Raw genomic sequence first — 15,963 nt, 5'->3', positions numbered from 1 at the left:
GAACTCGGGCGTAGCTTTCTTATGCTATTCGAACATACGTGCTATCCGTCGGGGCTGATTTATTACACTCATGGCTATTACGGCTATTTGTCTCATTAAAGGGGTCAGGGCTCAGCCTTTGACGGCCAGCCCGCCGTACATCGACACCATGGAGTCCCTCACGAGGAACGCCTGCTCGTCCGGCCGCCATCGGTGCACCGGCACCACGCCCGGCTCGATCAGCTCGAACCCGGCGAAGAACTCCTCGATCTGCGCTCTGGTGCGGGCCTTCGACATGATGCCGCGGCGGTTGTACTGGGCGACGGCCTCGCGCACCAGGTCGCCCGGCGCGCTGTCGAGCGCGATGGTGGACAGGGTCAGGAAGCTGCCCGCGGGCAGCGGCTTCATCAAGCGTTCGATGATCGAGCGTACGGCGTCCTCGTCATGGATGAAGTGCACCACGGCGATCAGGCACAGCGCGACGGGACGGGAGAAGTCGAAGGTGTCGCGCACCTCGGACGAGCCGATGATGGCGTCCGGGTCGTTCAGGTCGGCCTGGATGTAGCGGGTCCTGCCCTCCGGAGTGCTGGTGAGCAGGGCGCGGGCGTGCACGAGGACGAGCGGGTCGTTGTCCACGTAGATGATCCGCGCGGCCGGATTGGCCCGCTGGGCCACCTCGTGCAGGTTGGGCGAGGTGGGCAGCCCGGTTCCGATGTCGATGAACTGGTCGACGCCACGCTCGGCCGCCAGGTAGCGGGTCACCCTGACCATGAAGTCGCGGTTGGCGCGTACGGACGTCGGCATGTAAGGCGCGATCTTGATGACGTCCTCGGCCGCCGTGCGGTCGGCCTCGAAATTGTCCTTGCCACCCAGGAGGTAGTCATAGACGCGCGCCGAATGCGGCACGTTCGTCCTGAGATTGACTCCCACCTGCTTGTCGCCGGCCAACCCCGTACCTCCGCGTAGATCTACCGCCACATGCCCCACGTTAGCGGGATTCAGGTATCAGGATCTCGCGAATTCCCCGTCCACATCAACACACGAACGCCGGTCATGACGACCGGCTGGGAGGCGGGGAGGTCGCCAAAGCGCGAACCGCGGCGGCCACCGGCGAGACAGCTCGGTACGCCTTCACTGTTTCGCCGCTGATCGCATGACATTTCCACCACCGGCCGCGGCGGGGCCGTCTCTACGGCGGTACAGGTGGGCGTGATCCGGTGACGACCATGGCCGGCGGGCACGAACGGGTGTCGCGCGCCAAGCGGGCGGTGGTGGGACTCGTCCCGATGAACGGGATCCGCGATGCGGCGGCACCTGCCGTTTCCTACCGTCACCTCAGCAAGGAGCTTCGACGCGACCCCGAGGTCGGCGGATCTCGGCGGCCACCTGATCGCAGCGTCGGCGGCATGACATCCGCCCTACGGCTCCCCCTGGCCCACCCCCCGAAAGGACCGCGCATGCCCATCCGCTCCCCCGGTCACCTCCGGCTCGACGCCATCGGCGTCGAGCGGTGGCAGACCTTCGCCGGGACGATCGCCGACCCCGCCGAAGGCGCCCTGCGCTCGCGCGGGAACGGCGCCCACGACGTCGGCGGCAAGGACGTCGGCTACGAGACCACCGAGAACGCCCTGGCGCTGGACCACACCCGGGCAGGCTTGGCCGTGCGGGGGGAACGATGACCGCGAACCAGGTGGCCGGCGGGCACACCGGCGCGCATGCCGGCGATCCTGACGTACGCTGGTCGGCCCGCTGGGTCGGACGGCTGATCGTCCTGGTGCTCGTCTCCGAGGTCATTCCGGTGTCGATGAGCCTCGCAAGTACGGCGCTGCCCGCGATCAGCGGGGAGTACCGGACCACCCAGGCGAGCTGGACGCTCACCGCCGCCTTCCTGGCGGCGGCGGTCGCCATGCCGCTGATCGGCAAGATCGCCGACATCGTGGGCAAGAAGAAGATCCTGCTCATCGTGCTGGGCGTCACCACGATCGGATCGGTGGTCTCCGCGCTCGCGCCCTCCTTCCTGATGTTCGCGATCGGCCGGGCGTTGCAGGGCGCCGCGTTCGCGCTGGTCTTCCTGTGCTACTCGCTGATCAGAGACCTCTTTCCCCCGAGGTTGGTGACCTTCGCGGTCAGCGTCACGGTCACGGGCACCGGACTCATCGTCATCGGCCAGCCGTTCCTGGCGGGCCGGCTGATCGACGGCTACGGCGTGGGCGGCGTCTTCTGGTTCCTCGCCGTGCTGACCACGGTGCTGCTGGCGCTGGCCGCGGCCGTGGTCCCGGAGAGCGGCGTCCGGGCCCCCGAGTCCCGGCCCGACTTCGCCGGAGCCGCGCTGCTGGGCTTCGGCGTCGCGGCGATCCTGCTCGGGGTGAGCATCGCGCCGGAACTCGGGTTCGTGTCCCTGCCGGTGGTGGCGCTGGTCCTCGTCGGTCTGGCGCTCGTCGTGTGCTGGGTGCTCCAGGCGCGGCGGGTCGCCCAGCCGCTGATCGACCTGCGACTGCTGGGCAGCCGCGGCCTGCTGCCCATCGTGGCGGGCGGCGGCCTGGTGTACGGGGCGGGCGCGTCGATCACGCTGGTCCTGCCGATTCTGGCGATGACACCGCGCGAGATCGGCGTCGGCTACGGATTCGGCCTGAACGCCACCGGCTACGCGATGTTCGGGATGGTCTCCGGGGCCGGCCTGGTCGTCGGCGGCCTGCTGGTGGGCCTGACCGCCAGGCAGGGAGCCCGCCGGCACCTGATCATCGCCTCCGGCGTGCTGGTCCTCGGGACGATCGCCTCGGCGCTGTTCAAGGCGGACTACGCCATGCTGATGGTGGCGACCACGATCGCCGCGCTTGGCCTGGGCGTGGGCTCCGCCGCGATTCCGAACCTGGTGATCGAGTCCGTCCCGCCGGAACGCCAGGTGATCAGCTCCAGCATCGTCGAGGTCAGCCGCACGCTCATCGCGTCGATCGTCACCCCGGTGGTGTTCGTCGTCATGAACAGCAACATCGCCCAGGTGGTCGGCGGCCGGCCGATCTACACCACCGGGGCCTTCGACGGCGCGTATCTCGCGGTCGGCCTGACGATCGCCGTCGGCGGTGCGGTATCCCTGCTCATCCGCCGCCGCACCACGGGCGGCCCCTCCCCGTCACCCTCGCCCGGACACTGAGCCCTTTCACGACCTGAGCGCGGCACCCCCGCCTTCCGCAGGAGGTGTGGACGCTTGTAAGCAAGGCACTGTGTCCCGCAGGAAGTCGATCTTACGACGCGTCATGGCTCATGATCCGCCTGCCCGGTATGCGGATCCCCCTGGTACGCCTGCTCGTGTTGGTGGCCGGCGCGGTTCTGACGCCGCCGCGGCGCGCGGTGCGCGTCCTCCACCGGGTCGAAGCGGTCGTAGGTCAGCGTCCACGGGTTCACCGGGCACCGCCCGAACCCCGGCCCGTGGCCGTGACCTCGGCGACACGGCCGAGGACACCCCGAACGGGACCGGTGACACCGGCCATCCCCGGCCTCGCCCCGCCCGCGCCTCGCAGGCGGCGCTGGAACGTCTGGCTCACACCTGCCGTAATCCCCTCCCGCCGGCTCGGTGTCACTTCGGCGGACGGCGTTTCGGCACGCCACCACTGACGTCCGTCGGGGAGGCCGGGGTTCGCCTCGCGGTGGCACTTCGCGACGCGAAGGCTCACCCATGACGGCATCTCAGCCCGTCCGCGCACCACCCGGCGCGCGACCGGGGCCGCTCGGTCGGAGCATTGACATCTGATATATTAGAGTTTACGTTGCACATGCAAGGAGAGGGGCAGGCATGGGTCAGAGTCGAGTTGTCGTCATCGGCGGCGGTAACGCCGGCTTGTGTAGCGCGCTGGCCGCCCTCGAGGGTGGTGCCGAGGTGACGCTGCTCGAAGCCGCCCCGGAGTCCGAGCGTGGGGGGAACTCCGGATTCACCGCGGGAGCCATGCGCTTCGCCTACGACGGCAGGGCGGACATCCTCCAACTCGTCCCCGACCTGTCGGAAGAACAGCTCGCGAAGACCGACTTCGGCAGCTACTCGAAGGACCAGTTCTTCGACGACATGGCCCGGGTCACGCAGTACCGCTGCGACCCCGACCTGGTCGACCTGCTCGTGACGCGCAGCTTCGACACGTTGAAGTGGATGCGCGACAAGGGAGTCCGGTTCCTGCCGATCTACGGCCGCCAGGCGTTCCAGGTGGACGGGAAGTTCACCTTCTGGGGAGGCCTGACGCTGGAGGCCAACGGAGGCGGCCCCGGGCTCGTCGACTCGCTGTTCGACGCGTTCGAGTCGGCGGGCGGCAAGGTGTTCTATGGCCACCGGGCCATCGGCCTCACCGAGGGCGGCGGCAGGGTGACCGGCGTCGTGGCCCGGGCCGGCGGGCAGATCCGGACGATCTCCGCTGACGCCGTCGTGCTGGCCTGCGGTGGATTCCAGGCCAACGCGGAGTGGCGCACCCGCTACCTGGGACCGGGATGGGAGTTCGCCAAGGTCCGCGGCACCCAGTTCGACGTGGGCGACGGACACCGCATGGCGATGGACATCGGCGCCATGTCGTGGGGCAACTGGTCGGGCTGCCACGCGGTGGGCTGGGACAGCAACGCGCCCGCGTTCGGTGACCGCGTGGTCGGCGACGGGTTCCAGAAGCACAGCTATCCCTTCGGGGTCATCGTCAACAGCCGCGGCGAGCGGTTCGTCGACGAAGGCGCGGATTTCCGGAACTACACCTACGCGAAGTACGGCCAGGAGGTCCTGCGGCAGCCGGGCCAGATCGCCTGGCAGGTCTTCGACAGCAAGGTGACCCACCTGCTGCGCGACGAGTACCGGATCCGGCAGGTCACGAAGATCGTGGCGCCGACCCTGGAGGAACTCGTCCGGAGGATGGACGGCATCGATGAGGAGCAGTTCCTGCGGACGGTCCGCGAGTACAACGCGGCGGTCGACCGATCGGTCCCGTTCAACCCCAACGTCAAGGACGGGCGGGGTACCACCGGGCTGGCGGTGCCGAAGTCGAACTGGGCCAACACGCTCGATTCGCCACCCTACGAGGCCTACGCGGTGACGTGTGGAATCACGTTCACCTTCGGCGGCCTGAAGATCGACACGTCGGCGCGGGTGATCGATGTCACCGGGGAGCCCATTCCCGGGCTGTACGCGTGCGGGGAGATCGTCGGCGGGATCTTCTACTTCAACTACCCGGGGGGCAGCGGGCTCACGGCGGGCTCGGTGTTCGGGCGGATCGCCGGGGCGACGGCCTCGGGTGCGCTCGACCGCTCCGCCGCGTCGTCAGTGAGCGCGTGAGGTGGCTGTGCCGGGCGGAGTGATCGTAACTGGCGCGGGTGGCGGCATCGGAGCCGCGGTGGCCAAGTGCGTCGCGGCCGCGGGCTACGGCGTCGTCGTGAGCGATCTGGGGGTCTCCGTCGACGGCCACGACCCGGACCGGCAGGTGGCGGAGTCCGTGGTCGAGGAGATCCGGGCCCGAGGCGGCCGCGCCGTGGCCCACCAGCACGACGTCGTCTCGTTCGACGCGGCGGCCGACCTGGTCCGGCGCGCGGTCGAGGAGTTCGGCTCGCTCGACGGCCTTGTGACCTGCCACGGCATCCTGCGCGAGCGCATGATCTTCAACATGGCGGAGGACGAGTGGGACTCGGTCGTCGCCGTGCATCTCAAGGGCACGTTCAACTGCGTGCGCTTCGCCACCGAGCAGATGCGCCGCCAGCGTAGCGGGAGCATCGTGCTGTTGAGCTCGGCGGCGGGCCTGGAGGGCAGCCCGGCGCAGGCCAACTACGCGGCGGCCAAGGCGGGCGTCGTGGGCCTCGCGCAGAGCACGGCGCTGGCGATGGGACGCTACGGCGTCAACGTCAACGTCGTCGTCCCCTCCGCGGCGACGCGCATGACCTCGCGGCTCAGCGACCGGATGCAGGCCAGCAGGCCCGACGCCGAGCGACAGGGCCCCGAACTGATCGCCGAGCTCATCCGCGTGCTGCTCGACCCGGCCAACCGCCACATCACCGGGCAGACCTTCACCGCGGCCGGCCGCCGGCTCGCCCGGTGGGAGCCTCCTCAGGAACAGGAGAGCGTGCGCCTCGCTGACGAGTTCACATACTCCGACGTGACCGACGCGGTCCGGCGGCGGCTCGGGGCCACGCCGCTGCGCCGGTTCGCGGCGCTCGGGCTGCCGACGCCGGCCGAGTCCGACCACCAGACCATGGACACCCTCGGGGTGGGAGACGGAACATGAACGCTCGGTCGACAGCGAGCTCCCCACACGATCCGCACGATCCGGCCGCCATCCGGGACGAGCACGCGTGCTCCGCCACGCGCGCCGAGGAGACGTCGCGGTGAGCGGGCGCAGCGTGCCGCTGGAGATCGGCACCGCGGTGGGAGCGGCGAACGAGCACCACGTGCGGGTGCGCGGACTGGATCTCGTCGACGACCTGATCGGCGAGCTGACCTACACCGAGGTCGCGCTGCTCGCGGTGACCGGACGCAGGCCGACCCCCGCCGAGGCCAAGGTGGTCGACGCGGTGCTGGTGAGCCTGCTCGACCACGGGCTGACGCCCAGCGCGCTCGCCGCGCGGCTGACGTTCTGGGTGGCTCCGGAGGCGATCCAGGGCGCCGTCGCGGCCGGCCTGCTGGGCGCGGGAAGCGTCCTGCTCGGTTCGATGGAGGGCTGTGGGCGCCTGCTCACGGACGTCGCCGGCGATGTCGCCGCCGGCGACGCGGCCGGCGACGCGGTGGACGCGCGGCTGCGCGCCATCGTGGACGCGGGCGAGCGGATCCCCGGCCTCGGCCACAGCCTGCACCGCGACGGCGACCCGCGCGCCGGGAAGCTGCTCGCCGTCGCGCGCGCCCAGAAGGTCGCGGCGCGGCACGTCGAGCACCTCGAACTCGTCGTCGAGCGGGCCGCGGCGCTCACCGGCAAGCCGCTCCCGCTCAACGCGACGGGAGCCGCCGCCGCGCTGCTGCTCGAAGCGGGTGTGCCCTGGCGGTTGCACCGCGGGTTCGCCCTGATGAGCCGGACGGCCGGCCTGGTCGCGCACATCGGCGAGGAGCTCGAATCGCCCGTCACCCCTGCCGTGCGCGCCGCGCTGCGGGCCGCGAGCCGCATCGAACCGGAGGTGTGAGCGGTGTCAGAGGCGGTGGAGTCGCAGCCGCAGTCGCGGCCGCAGGCGGAAACGGGCTGGGAGATCTTCGTCTGCGACGAGTGGCGGGCGCGGGTGCTCCAGGAGATCACCGGCCTGGACGGCCCGCCGTACGCCGACGGTCACGTGCCCTTCCCCGCGTTGCTGCCCCCGACGTTCCTGGTGGCCCATCGGACCGACCCGGCGGCCATGGGCGTCCCGGACGCGCCGGTCCGGCTCAACGCCGGCAACTGGTGCCGATGGGAGGCGCCCGTGATGCCGGGCGAGATCCTGGAGCGGCGCACGGTGATCGAGTCGGTCACCACGAAGCCGGGCCGAGACAGCGAGCTGACGTTCTACCAGCTCGCGACGACGTACCGGCGCCGCATGACGCACGACGTGGTGGCGCGCACGTCCACGACGACGATCCGCACGGGCGCCCGGCAGGGGCGCGGCGGATCCGGGCATCGCACCAGGCCGCCCTCCGACGCCATGCCGGTGATCGAGGTCGTGCCGAGCAGCCGCGAGGTCGTGCGGTACGCCGCGGCCACCGACGACTTCTACGAAGTGCACTACGACCACGCGTTCGCGCGGGCGAGGGGTCTGCCGGGGACGATCACCCACGGCCTGCTCAAGCTCGCTTACCTGGCGCGCGCCGCCGTGCAGTGGGGCGGCCGCGGGACGTTCGTGCGGGAGCTGAGCGCCTCCTACCGCGGGATGGACCGGGTCGGCGCGCCGTTCCGCGTGCTCGCCCGGACGGACGACGGCGCGGGGGACGGGCCCTCGCGTCATCTCACGCTTTACGGCGTCTCCGCCGACGGCATGGTGAGCACTCTCGGCCGTGCCGTGATCGAGCGAACCGAAGGAGAGGACGGGCAGTGGCTGAGGGACTGACGGTTCAGACGGTACGCGGACCGGTCGCGGCGTCCGAACTCGGGCGCGTGCTGCCGCACGAGCACGTGGCCTGCGACCTGTTCCGGGTGACACGACAGATGGGTCTCGCCGCGCTGAACGACCCGGACGAGGCGGTCCGGGACCTGACCGTCTTCAAGGAACTCGGCGGCGGCTCCGTCGTGGAGGCCACCAGCGGCGGGCTCGGCCGTAAGCCCGGCGTGCTCCGGTCGGTGTCCGAACGCGCCGACGTGCACATCGTCATGGGCTGCGGGTGGTACCGGGAGCCCTACTACGAAGAGGACATGAACAAGGTGAGCACGGCCGAGCTCACCGAGCGCCTGCTGATCGACATTTTCGAGGGCGAGGACGGCGTGCGGCCGGGAGTGATCGGCGAGATCGGCGCCGACCGCGAGTGGGTGTCCGGGGTCGAGGAGCGGGTGCTGCGCGCCGCCGCCCGCGCCCAGCGGGAGACCGGGCTCGGACTGATCCTGCACGCGGTCAAGAGCGAGGTCGGCGCCTGGCAGCTCGACGTGCTCGAGGACGAGGGCTGTGACCTGAGCCGGGTCGCGGTCGGCCACTGCGACACCTATCCGGACGTCGACTACCACGAGCGGCTGGCCCGGCGCGGCGCGATGGTGATGTACGACGGCAACGGCCCGGGCGACCGGCTGCTCCAGGAGCAGCGGGTCGCCAACGCGGCCGAGCTGATCCGCCGCGGATGGGGCAAGAGCCTGCTGCTGTCCCACGACGTCTGCGTGCTGGGAATGCGCGAGCGCCGCGGTGGGCCGGGCTACTCGTACGTGCTGCGGCAGGTCGGTCCCGACCTGATCGCGGCCGGGGTTCCTGAGGACGTCGTGGAAACGATCTTCCGGGTGAACCCGCTGCAACTGCTCGTCGGGCACCGCCCGGGAGACAACTGAGCGACGCCATTACTCCCGGCCCGAACGTTCGGGGACGACCGCTGCCGGATGCGTTGGCGCCTGTTCTGTCAAGTTCCAAGAAAGTGTGAGGAAGCCATGCAAGACAGGACCGGTCGGAGGATCAATCGACGCCACGTGCTCGCCGGAGTGGCGGGGGCCGGTGTCGCCGCGCTCGCCCCGTCGGCCGCGTTCGCGGCGGCGGAGCGGGCGCGCGGCGGGAAGCCGGGCGGGCGCGAGACCGTGCTGCCCGCGCAGACGTCGTGGGGCCCGGTGCCCGCGATGACCGGCAGGAAGCAGGTGCAGATCCCCGACGTGAAGCTGGCGGTCTGGGACACCGGCGACGCGCGCCGGGGCAAGGGTCAGGCCGTGGTGCTCATGCACCCGCACACCGGCAACGGCGGCTCGTGGGGCTACCAGCAGGCCGCCTTCGCCGCCGCGGGCTACCGGGTGATCAGCTACTCACGACGCGGATACCACGGGTCGGAGGCCGGGCCGGCGGAGCGGCCCGGCACGGTCGTCGGAGACCTGGTGGCGCTGATGGACGCGCTCGGCGTCGGGAAGTTCCACCTGGTCGGCCTGGCCGCGGGCGCGTTCGCGGCGTTCGACGCGGGCCTGTCGGTCCCGGACCGGCTACTGAGCTGCACGGTGGGCTCGACGCTGGCGGGGATCCAGGAGCCGGCGTGGAACGAGGGCACCACGGCGATCCTGCCGCCGGGCTGGGCCGCGCTGCCCGAGACGTTCCGCGAGCTCGGCCCGTCCTACCGGGCGGCGAAGCCGGCGGCGATGACGCAGTGGACCGAGCAGGCGCAGCTGCCGGTGACTACCGTGCAGCAGCCCCCGCAGAACGCGCTGATGTGGCCGGCGATCGAGTCGATCAGGACGCCGATGCTCCTGCTCACCGGCGACTGCGACCTGTACCTCCCGCCGACGCGCCTGCGCGAGATGGCGAGGCACGTCCGCAACGCCGAGGTGGCGATCTTCAGTGAGGCGGGGCACGCTCCGCACTGGGAGTCCTACCGCGCGTTCAACGAGACGGTGCTGTCGTTCCTCGGCGAGCACCGGCGGTAGACCATGGAAACGGCAGGCACCGGGGCCGAGGAGCTCGTGGATCTGAGCATCTCGGGTCACGTCGCGACCGTGACGCTCGACCGGCCCTGCGTGCTCAACGCGGTCAGCACGCCGATGTACCGGTGCCTGCTGGCGGTCTTCGCGAAGATCGAGGAAGAGGCGGACGTCCGGTGCGTCGTGGTGCGCGGCCGGGGCAGAGCCTTCAGCGTCGGCGCGGATCGGACCGAACGCACCACGATGACGGTCGAGGACCTGCGGCGGCGGCGCCGGCTCGTGCCCCGGGTGTTCTCGGCGATGTATCACTGCCCGCGCCCGGTGATCGCACAGGTGCACGGTTACGCGCTGGGCGGTGGTCTTGAGCTGGCGCTCAGCTGCGACCTCGTGGTCACCGCCGAGGACACCGTCATGGGGCTGGTCGAGACGACCCTCGGCAGCATGCCGGCGGGCGGCGGCACGCAGCTGCTCCCGCGGCTCGTGGGCCTCCCCAGGGCGAAGGAGCTGATCTTCACCGGCCGCCGGTTCACCGCCGCCGAGGCCCGGCAGTGGGGGCTGGTGAACCATGCGGTGCCCGCCGCCGACCTCGAAGCCACGGTGGGCGCGCTCGCCGCCGAGATCAGCGCGGCGGCGCCGCTGGCGGTCGCGCAGGCCAAGCGCGCCATCGACCTGTCCACCCAGCTGGAGATCGACAGCGGGGTTCGACTGGAGGCCGAGCTGTACGACCGGCTCCTCATGAGCGAGGACCGGCTCGAAGGGCTGGCCGCGGCGCGCGAGGGCCGGCCCGCGCGGTTCCGCGGCCGATGACGGCCGGCAACGAGACCAATGACCAGGCCGGTGACGAAAGGAATGTACGGTGATCGAAAGGTTGGGATGCGCAATCGGCGGGCTGGCCAACCCGGAACATCCGGGGGACGTCGCCGCGACGGTGCGGGCGATCGAGGACGCGGGCTACGAGTCGGCGTGGTCCTATGAGGCGTTCGGCGCGGACTGCTTCACGCCGCTGGCCTGGTGGGGCGCGCATACGCGCGCGATGCGGCTCGGCACCGACATCGCCCAGATGGCGGCGCGCCCCCCGACGGGGATGGCGATGGCCGCGATGAGCCTGGACCAGCTCTCCGAAGGGCGGGCCGTGATCGGGCTCGGGCTCTCCGGCCCGCAGGTCGTCGAAGGCTGGTACGGGATGCCCTTCGAACGCCCGCTGGGCTGGACCCGGGAGTACGTCGCGATCATGCGCGCGGCCATCGCCGGGGAGCGCGTCGCCCACGAGGGCAAGACCTACCGGCTTCCGGCGGAGGGAGGTTCGGGGCTCGGCCGCCCGATCCGCTCCACGCTGCGTGGCGGCCGTACCGACATCCCGATCTGCCTGGGCGCGGAGGGGCCGAAGAACATCTCGCTGGCGGCGGAGATCGCCGACGGCTGGCTGCCGACGAACTTCTCGCCCAGCGCGGACGAGTGGTACCGGGAGCGGCTGGAGCTGGGCTTCGCCCGCCGGCCCGGCGGCCGGCCGGAGAACTTCGAGATCGCGCCCGCGGTGTCGGTGGCGTTCGGCCCGGACGTGGAGTCCGCCGCTGACCGGATCCGCCCGTTCCTCGCCTACCAGATCGGGGCGAACGGGGCGGTGAACATGAACTTCCACCTCAACGCCGTCGCGCGGCTCGGGTTCGAGGAGCCCTGCCGCGAGATCCAGGCCAAGTTCATCGCAGGGGACCGCGAAGGCATGGTGGCCGCGGTGCCGACCGAGATGATCGAGGCGGTCGCGCTGGTCGGGCCGCCCGAGAAGATCCGGGCCGACCTGGAGACGAAGTGGAACAAGTGCGTCGCGACGAGCCTGATCGCCCGGGCGCGCTTCGACGACCTGCTCCAGCTGGCCGAGGTGTTCCGCACGACCACGGGCGCCGCGCGACGGCGGCCCGCCTGATTCGTACGACCGGTTCGGTCGGTGAGGAGTTCGCGAAATAATGATCAGGTACGAGCACTGGATCAACGGCAGTCCGGCGCCGTCGGCGGGTGAAGAGCGGCTCACGTCGACCAGGCCCGGTACGGACGAGGTCGTGTGCGAGATCCCGTCGGGTGTCCGCGAGGACGCCGACCGGGCGGTGGCCGCCGCGAACGCCGCCTTCGCCGGGTGGGCGGCGGAGAAGCCGATCCGCCGCGGCCGGGTCCTGATGGGCATCGCGGCGGGGTTGCGGCGCGAGCGGAAGCGGCTCGCCGAGCTGGAGGCCGCCGAGACCGGCAAGCCGCTGCGGCAGGCCGACGTCGAGATCAGGGGCGCGGCGGCGTTCTTCGAGTTCTACGCGGGCCTGGTCAACGTGCCGACGGGGGAGATCCTCGACCTCGGCGACGGCTACCACGGATACACGCGGCACGAGCCGTTCGGCGTGGTCGGGGTCATCACCCCGTGGAACGTCCCGCTCAACCAGGCGGCCAGGGGGGTCGCGCCGGCGCTGGCGGTCGGCAACGCCGTGGTCTGCAAGCCATCGGAGTTCACGTCGGCGACCACGCTGGAGCTCGGGCGGATCGCCGCCGAGGCCGGGCTGCCGCCGGGGGTGCTCAATGTGGTGACCGGCATGGGCGACGTCGTGGGCAGCGCGATCGTCGAGCACCCGCTTGTCCGGAAGGTCGCGTTCACGGGTTCGGTGCGCGCCGGCCGCATAGTCGGCCGGGCCGCCGCTGAGAAGATCATCCCTGTCACGCTCGAACTGGGCGGGAAGTCGCCGAACATCGTGTTCGCCGACGCCGACCTCGACGCGGCCGTCGCCGGCGCGACGAGGGCGTTCGTCGGGAACGCCGGGCAGGTCTGCTCGAACGGCACCCGTCTGCTGCTGGCCCGCGAGATCCACGACGAGTTCGTGGCGCGGCTGGCCGAACGGGTGCGGACGGTGAAACCGGGCGAGGACTACGGGTCGCAGACGACGAAGGCCCAGTTCGAGAAGGTGTTGTCCTACTTCGACGTCGCGCACGAGGAGGGGGCCACGCTGGTCACGGGCGGGCGGGCCACCGGCGAGGGCTGGTTGATCGAACCGACGATCTACACCGGGGTGACGAACGAGATGCGGATCGCTCGCGAGGAGATCTTCGGCCCGGTCCTGGTGGTCATCCCGTTCGACGACGAGGACGACGCCGTCGCCAAGGCCAACGACTCCGACTACGGTCTCGCGGCGGGCCTCTGGACGGCGGACCTCGGCCGGGCTCACCGCGTCGCGGCCGCCCTGCAGGCGGGACAGGTCTACGTCAACGAGTGGACGGCCGGGCTGATCGAGGGCCCGTTCGGCGGCTACAAGAACAGCGGCCACGGCCGGGAGAAGGGCGTCGAGGCGCTACGGCACTACACCCAGGCGAAGTTCGTGTCGGTCCGGATCGGGAAGAGCGCGAGTGGCGGGTAGGCGCGGCCACAACTCGTGACATGCACGGCCGGCCGAGCCGGCGACCCTCGGTGAACGAGGGCAGGCGGCGGGGCGGCGCGAACGAGGGATGTCGGAGGACCCGCCCGGCCTGATGCGGGCCGGGGGGCCTACTTCGAGGTCGAAGGCGAGCGCTTTCTGGGCGCGCGCGTCGACCGGGACGTCCCGCGCCGGCCCGCCGCCAACTGGGTGATCGACGGCGTGTCGCTGACGGTCGCCGGCATCAGCGCCTCGACCTTCGCGGTCGAACGCGCCTTGTGGGCCTGCATCGCGTTGTACGCCGCCTGCGGGTCGCCGGCGGCGATCGCTTCGGCGACGGCGCGGTGTCCCGCGACGGATTCGGCGAGACTGCCGGGCTGGCTGAGGTTGCGGAACCGCAGCAGGCGCACGCGGCCGTCGAGAACGCCCAGCGCGTCGCGTAACCCGCCGCTCCCGGCCATCGTCAGCATCATCTCGTGTCTTTCCTCGATCATGCGGACGTACGCGGGGATGTCCTCGGCCTCGGCCACCCGCTCCAGATCGGTCACCGACCGCAGCAGAGCGTTCCGCTGCTCCGGGGTGCCGCGTACGGCGGCCCACGCGGCCATCATGGGTTCCAGCGCGGTCTTGATCTGGTAGACGTCGGTGATCTCCTGCGGGCTGATCTCCCGGACGAAGACGCCGACGCGCGGGGTGATGGTGACGAGACCCTCCACGCTCAACTGCTGCAGAGCGTCACGCACCGGTGTCCGGGACACGCCGAACCGCTCGGCGAGTTCGTCGGTCGAGATCCGCGCGCCGGAGGCCATCGTGCCGTTGTAGATCAGCGCGCGGATCTCCTCGGCGACCACATCCTTGGCCGAGAGGATCCGGACCTGTGAATCCAACGATGTCACCTACTCCATTAGCGCTGATGTGCAGAACTCCCCTGACGTAATCGTAGCCGTACGACAGGGCCGGCCAGTGTTGATCGGAGCGGCGTCACCGAGCGGCACTGAGATGCTGATCCTTGACATGTAGTACATCAGCGCTCACACTTGAGGTTGTGCGCACTCCCCTGAGACTCCGTGTCCTCTCGGCGAAGGACGTCGTCATCGAGGAGATCCGCGCGCTGATCTACAACGGCACGATGGCCTCCGGCGCGCGGATCTCGACCGACGAACTCGCCGAGCGGTTCGGCGTCTCCCGGACACCGGTGCGTGACGCTCTGCAGCAGTTGAGCGTGGAGGGTCTCGTCACCATCACCCCGCGCGTCGGCGTCTTCGTCCGGGAGATCAGCCCGCAGGAGATCACCGACGTCTACCAGATCAAGACCGCGCTGGAACCCATGATGGCCGCGTGGGCCGCCGAACGCGGCACCCCGGAACAACGTGCCGCGTTTCGCGGGGCCTTCGACGAGCTCGAACGGCTGGCTCGCTCCGACAACGTCCAGGAATACGTGCGGGCGCTGGAAGAACGCCGCGAAGCCCTTCTCGCGATGGCCCGGAGCGACGGGTTGCGGGACTCGTTCGCGGTGCTCGACGGGCGGGTGCGCCTGCTGCGGTTCCGCAACCTCAGCCAGCCCGGAAGGCTCATCGAGTCCGCGGCTCAGCACCGTTCCATCGCGGAGGCGATCGAGGCCGGTGACCCCGACGCCGCCTACATCGCCATGCGGGATCACATGCTGGACGCCACCGCACGGGTGCGCCTTCTCGTGGTGACGGCGCACCCGAACGGCGCGCCGGCGCCCACCGCCTACTCGAAGTTGTCGCAACGCACGGAAGGTGACTGATGATCAACAAGGTCGTGGAGTCGGCGGCCAAGGCCGTTGTCGACATCGAAAGCGGCGCCATGATCGCTTTCGGCGGCTTCGTCGGAGTGCCCGGTGTCCCGAGCACGCTGATCAAGGCAATCGCCGAACGCGGACTGCGCGACCTGACGATCATCGCGTGCGAGTCCGGCCGCGGCCGCGCCGGCGCGCAGTCGTACGGGACCTACCGCGGCGACCAGCCGTACATCCCGGAGCCGGAGGACGGCGTCTACCCCGTCGGGTACCTCGCCGAGCTCGGCCAGGTGCGCAAGGCGATCACCACTTTCTCGTCGATCAACAACGCGAACGCCGACGGCCCGTTGGAGGCGGGTGTCCGGCGGGGCGACGTGGAGATCGAGCTGATCGGGCAGGGCAGCCTGTGCGAGCGGCTGCGCTGCGGGCGCGCGGGTCTCGGCGGCGTCTACACCCCGGTCGGCGCGGGCACGAAGATCGGTGCGGGAAAGGACATCCGTCATTTCGACGGCGTGCCGCACGTTCTCGAAACGGCGCTCCGCCCCGACTTCGCCATCATCTCCGCATACCAGGCCGACCGGTTCGGCAACCTCATCTACCGGCACGGCGCCCGGACGACGAACCCCGTCGTGGCCGGCAGCGGCAAGGTGACGATCGTGGAGGTCGAGGAAGTCGTCGACTACCTGGACCCGCAGCACATCGTCACTCCCGGTCCGTACGTGGACCGGATCGTACTGAGCGACAGGCGCCTCATGGTGAGGTGACCAACGGTCCAGTGAGTTCCAGGACCGAGGCGGTCGGGCGGCCTCGGGTGCATCCATCCTCGGGAAAGGAGTTCGGGGGA

At 70.7% G+C, this 15,963-nt stretch carries 15 protein-coding genes; 13 read left to right on the top strand and 2 right to left on the bottom strand.

Annotated features, from left to right (window positions below; all coding sequences use genetic code 11):
• Positions 1–111: 111 nt before the first annotated feature.
• Positions 112–909 (bottom strand): SAM-dependent methyltransferase, encoded by a 798-nt coding sequence (locus tag BJ982_RS04705; protein ID WP_275411782.1) that lies wholly within the window; start codon positions 907–909, stop codon positions 112–114.
• 527 nt (positions 910–1,436) lie between these two features.
• Between BJ982_RS04705 and BJ982_RS04700 the strand changes: the two genes are divergently transcribed.
• From BJ982_RS04700 to BJ982_RS04650, 11 genes are all read left to right on the top strand, one after another.
• On the top strand, positions 1,437–1,658 hold the full coding sequence (locus tag BJ982_RS04700; protein ID WP_184876888.1) for a hypothetical protein: 222 nt from the start codon (positions 1,437–1,439) through the stop codon (positions 1,656–1,658).
• Positions 1,655–3,130 carry an MFS transporter gene (locus BJ982_RS04695; RefSeq protein WP_184876886.1) on the top strand — a complete coding sequence of 492 codons (1,476 nt, stop codon included), beginning with the start codon at positions 1,655–1,657 and terminating at the stop codon, positions 3,128–3,130. The genes BJ982_RS04700 and BJ982_RS04695 overlap by 4 nt, the downstream gene beginning before the upstream one ends.
• 639 nt (positions 3,131–3,769) lie before the next feature.
• Positions 3,770–5,275 (top strand): FAD-dependent tricarballylate dehydrogenase TcuA, encoded by a 1,506-nt coding sequence (gene tcuA, locus BJ982_RS04690; protein ID WP_184876884.1) that lies wholly within the window; start codon positions 3,770–3,772, stop codon positions 5,273–5,275.
• Position 5,276: 1 nt separating this feature from the next.
• Positions 5,277–6,215 (top strand): SDR family NAD(P)-dependent oxidoreductase, encoded by a 939-nt coding sequence (locus tag BJ982_RS04685; RefSeq protein ID WP_221482273.1) that lies wholly within the window; start codon positions 5,277–5,279, stop codon positions 6,213–6,215.
• Between the two features lie 100 nt (positions 6,216–6,315).
• Complete coding sequence (locus BJ982_RS04680; protein WP_203959504.1) at positions 6,316–7,101, top strand: citryl-CoA lyase; 786 nt, start codon at positions 6,316–6,318, stop codon at positions 7,099–7,101.
• Positions 7,102–7,104: 3 nt separating this feature from the next.
• Positions 7,105–7,992, top strand: a complete 888-nt coding sequence (locus BJ982_RS04675) for a MaoC/PaaZ C-terminal domain-containing protein (RefSeq protein ID WP_184876880.1) — start codon at positions 7,105–7,107, stop codon at positions 7,990–7,992.
• On the top strand, positions 7,977–8,912 hold the full coding sequence (locus tag BJ982_RS04670; protein ID WP_184876878.1) for a phosphotriesterase family protein: 936 nt from the start codon (positions 7,977–7,979) through the stop codon (positions 8,910–8,912). The genes BJ982_RS04675 and BJ982_RS04670 overlap by 16 nt, the downstream gene beginning before the upstream one ends.
• A 135-nt stretch (positions 8,913–9,047) precedes the next feature.
• The gene (locus tag BJ982_RS04665) at positions 9,048–9,980 is read left to right on the top strand and encodes an alpha/beta fold hydrolase (protein WP_184876876.1); all 933 of its coding nucleotides are present in this window, start codon (positions 9,048–9,050) and stop codon (positions 9,978–9,980) included.
• A gap of 36 nt (positions 9,981–10,016) precedes the next feature.
• Positions 10,017–10,781, top strand: coding sequence for an enoyl-CoA hydratase/isomerase family protein (locus BJ982_RS04660; protein WP_184876874.1), 765 nt, complete (start codon positions 10,017–10,019; stop codon positions 10,779–10,781).
• A 49-nt stretch (positions 10,782–10,830) separates the two neighbouring features.
• A complete protein-coding gene (locus BJ982_RS04655) occupies positions 10,831–11,895 on the top strand; it encodes an LLM class F420-dependent oxidoreductase (RefSeq protein ID WP_203959505.1) in 1,065 nt (354 codons plus the stop codon).
• 40 nt (positions 11,896–11,935) lie between these two features.
• Complete coding sequence (locus BJ982_RS04650) at positions 11,936–13,360, top strand: aldehyde dehydrogenase family protein (RefSeq protein ID WP_184876872.1); 1,425 nt, start codon at positions 11,936–11,938, stop codon at positions 13,358–13,360.
• Positions 13,361–13,488: 128 nt separating this feature from the next.
• Here BJ982_RS04650 and BJ982_RS04645 read toward each other — a convergent pair whose 3' ends face one another.
• Positions 13,489–14,244 carry a GntR family transcriptional regulator gene (locus tag BJ982_RS04645; protein WP_184876870.1) on the bottom strand — a complete coding sequence of 252 codons (756 nt, stop codon included), beginning with the start codon at positions 14,242–14,244 and terminating at the stop codon, positions 13,489–13,491.
• Between the two features lie 158 nt (positions 14,245–14,402).
• Here BJ982_RS04645 and BJ982_RS04640 point away from each other — a divergent pair, with 158 nt between their 5' ends.
• Together BJ982_RS04640 and BJ982_RS04635 are read left to right on the top strand one after the other, a co-directional pair.
• Positions 14,403–15,128: a GntR family transcriptional regulator gene (locus BJ982_RS04640; protein WP_184876868.1), complete on the top strand. Its 726-nt coding sequence runs from the start codon at positions 14,403–14,405 to the stop codon at positions 15,126–15,128.
• The gene (locus tag BJ982_RS04635; RefSeq protein WP_184876867.1) at positions 15,128–15,883 is read left to right on the top strand and encodes a CoA transferase subunit A; all 756 of its coding nucleotides are present in this window, start codon (positions 15,128–15,130) and stop codon (positions 15,881–15,883) included. The genes BJ982_RS04640 and BJ982_RS04635 overlap by 1 nt, the downstream gene beginning before the upstream one ends.
• The last annotated feature ends 80 nt before the right edge of the window (positions 15,884–15,963 follow it).

Origin of the sequence: Sphaerisporangium siamense, assembly GCF_014205275.1 — a bacterium.
GTDB classification, from domain to species: Bacteria; Actinomycetota; Actinomycetes; order Streptosporangiales; family Streptosporangiaceae; genus Sphaerisporangium; species Sphaerisporangium siamense.
The sequence above is the reverse complement of the archived record's forward strand: the minus strand, read 5'-3'. Positions and strand labels throughout refer to the sequence as shown.

What these genes read in the sequence shown, in the direction of transcription:
- BJ982_RS04695 (WP_184876886.1), top strand. Translation starts at nt 1,655, where the DNA reads ATGACCGCGAACCAGGTGGCCGGCGGGCACACCGGCGCGCATGCCGGC.
- BJ982_RS04650 (WP_184876872.1), top strand. Translation starts at nt 11,936, where the DNA reads ATGATCAGGTACGAGCACTGGATCAACGGCAGTCCGGCGCCGTCGGCG.
- tcuA (WP_184876884.1), top strand. Translation starts at nt 3,770, where the DNA reads ATGGGTCAGAGTCGAGTTGTCGTCATCGGCGGCGGTAACGCCGGCTTG.
- BJ982_RS04700 (WP_184876888.1), top strand. Translation starts at nt 1,437, where the DNA reads ATGCCCATCCGCTCCCCCGGTCACCTCCGGCTCGACGCCATCGGCGTC.
- BJ982_RS04635 (WP_184876867.1), top strand. Translation starts at nt 15,128, where the DNA reads ATGATCAACAAGGTCGTGGAGTCGGCGGCCAAGGCCGTTGTCGACATC.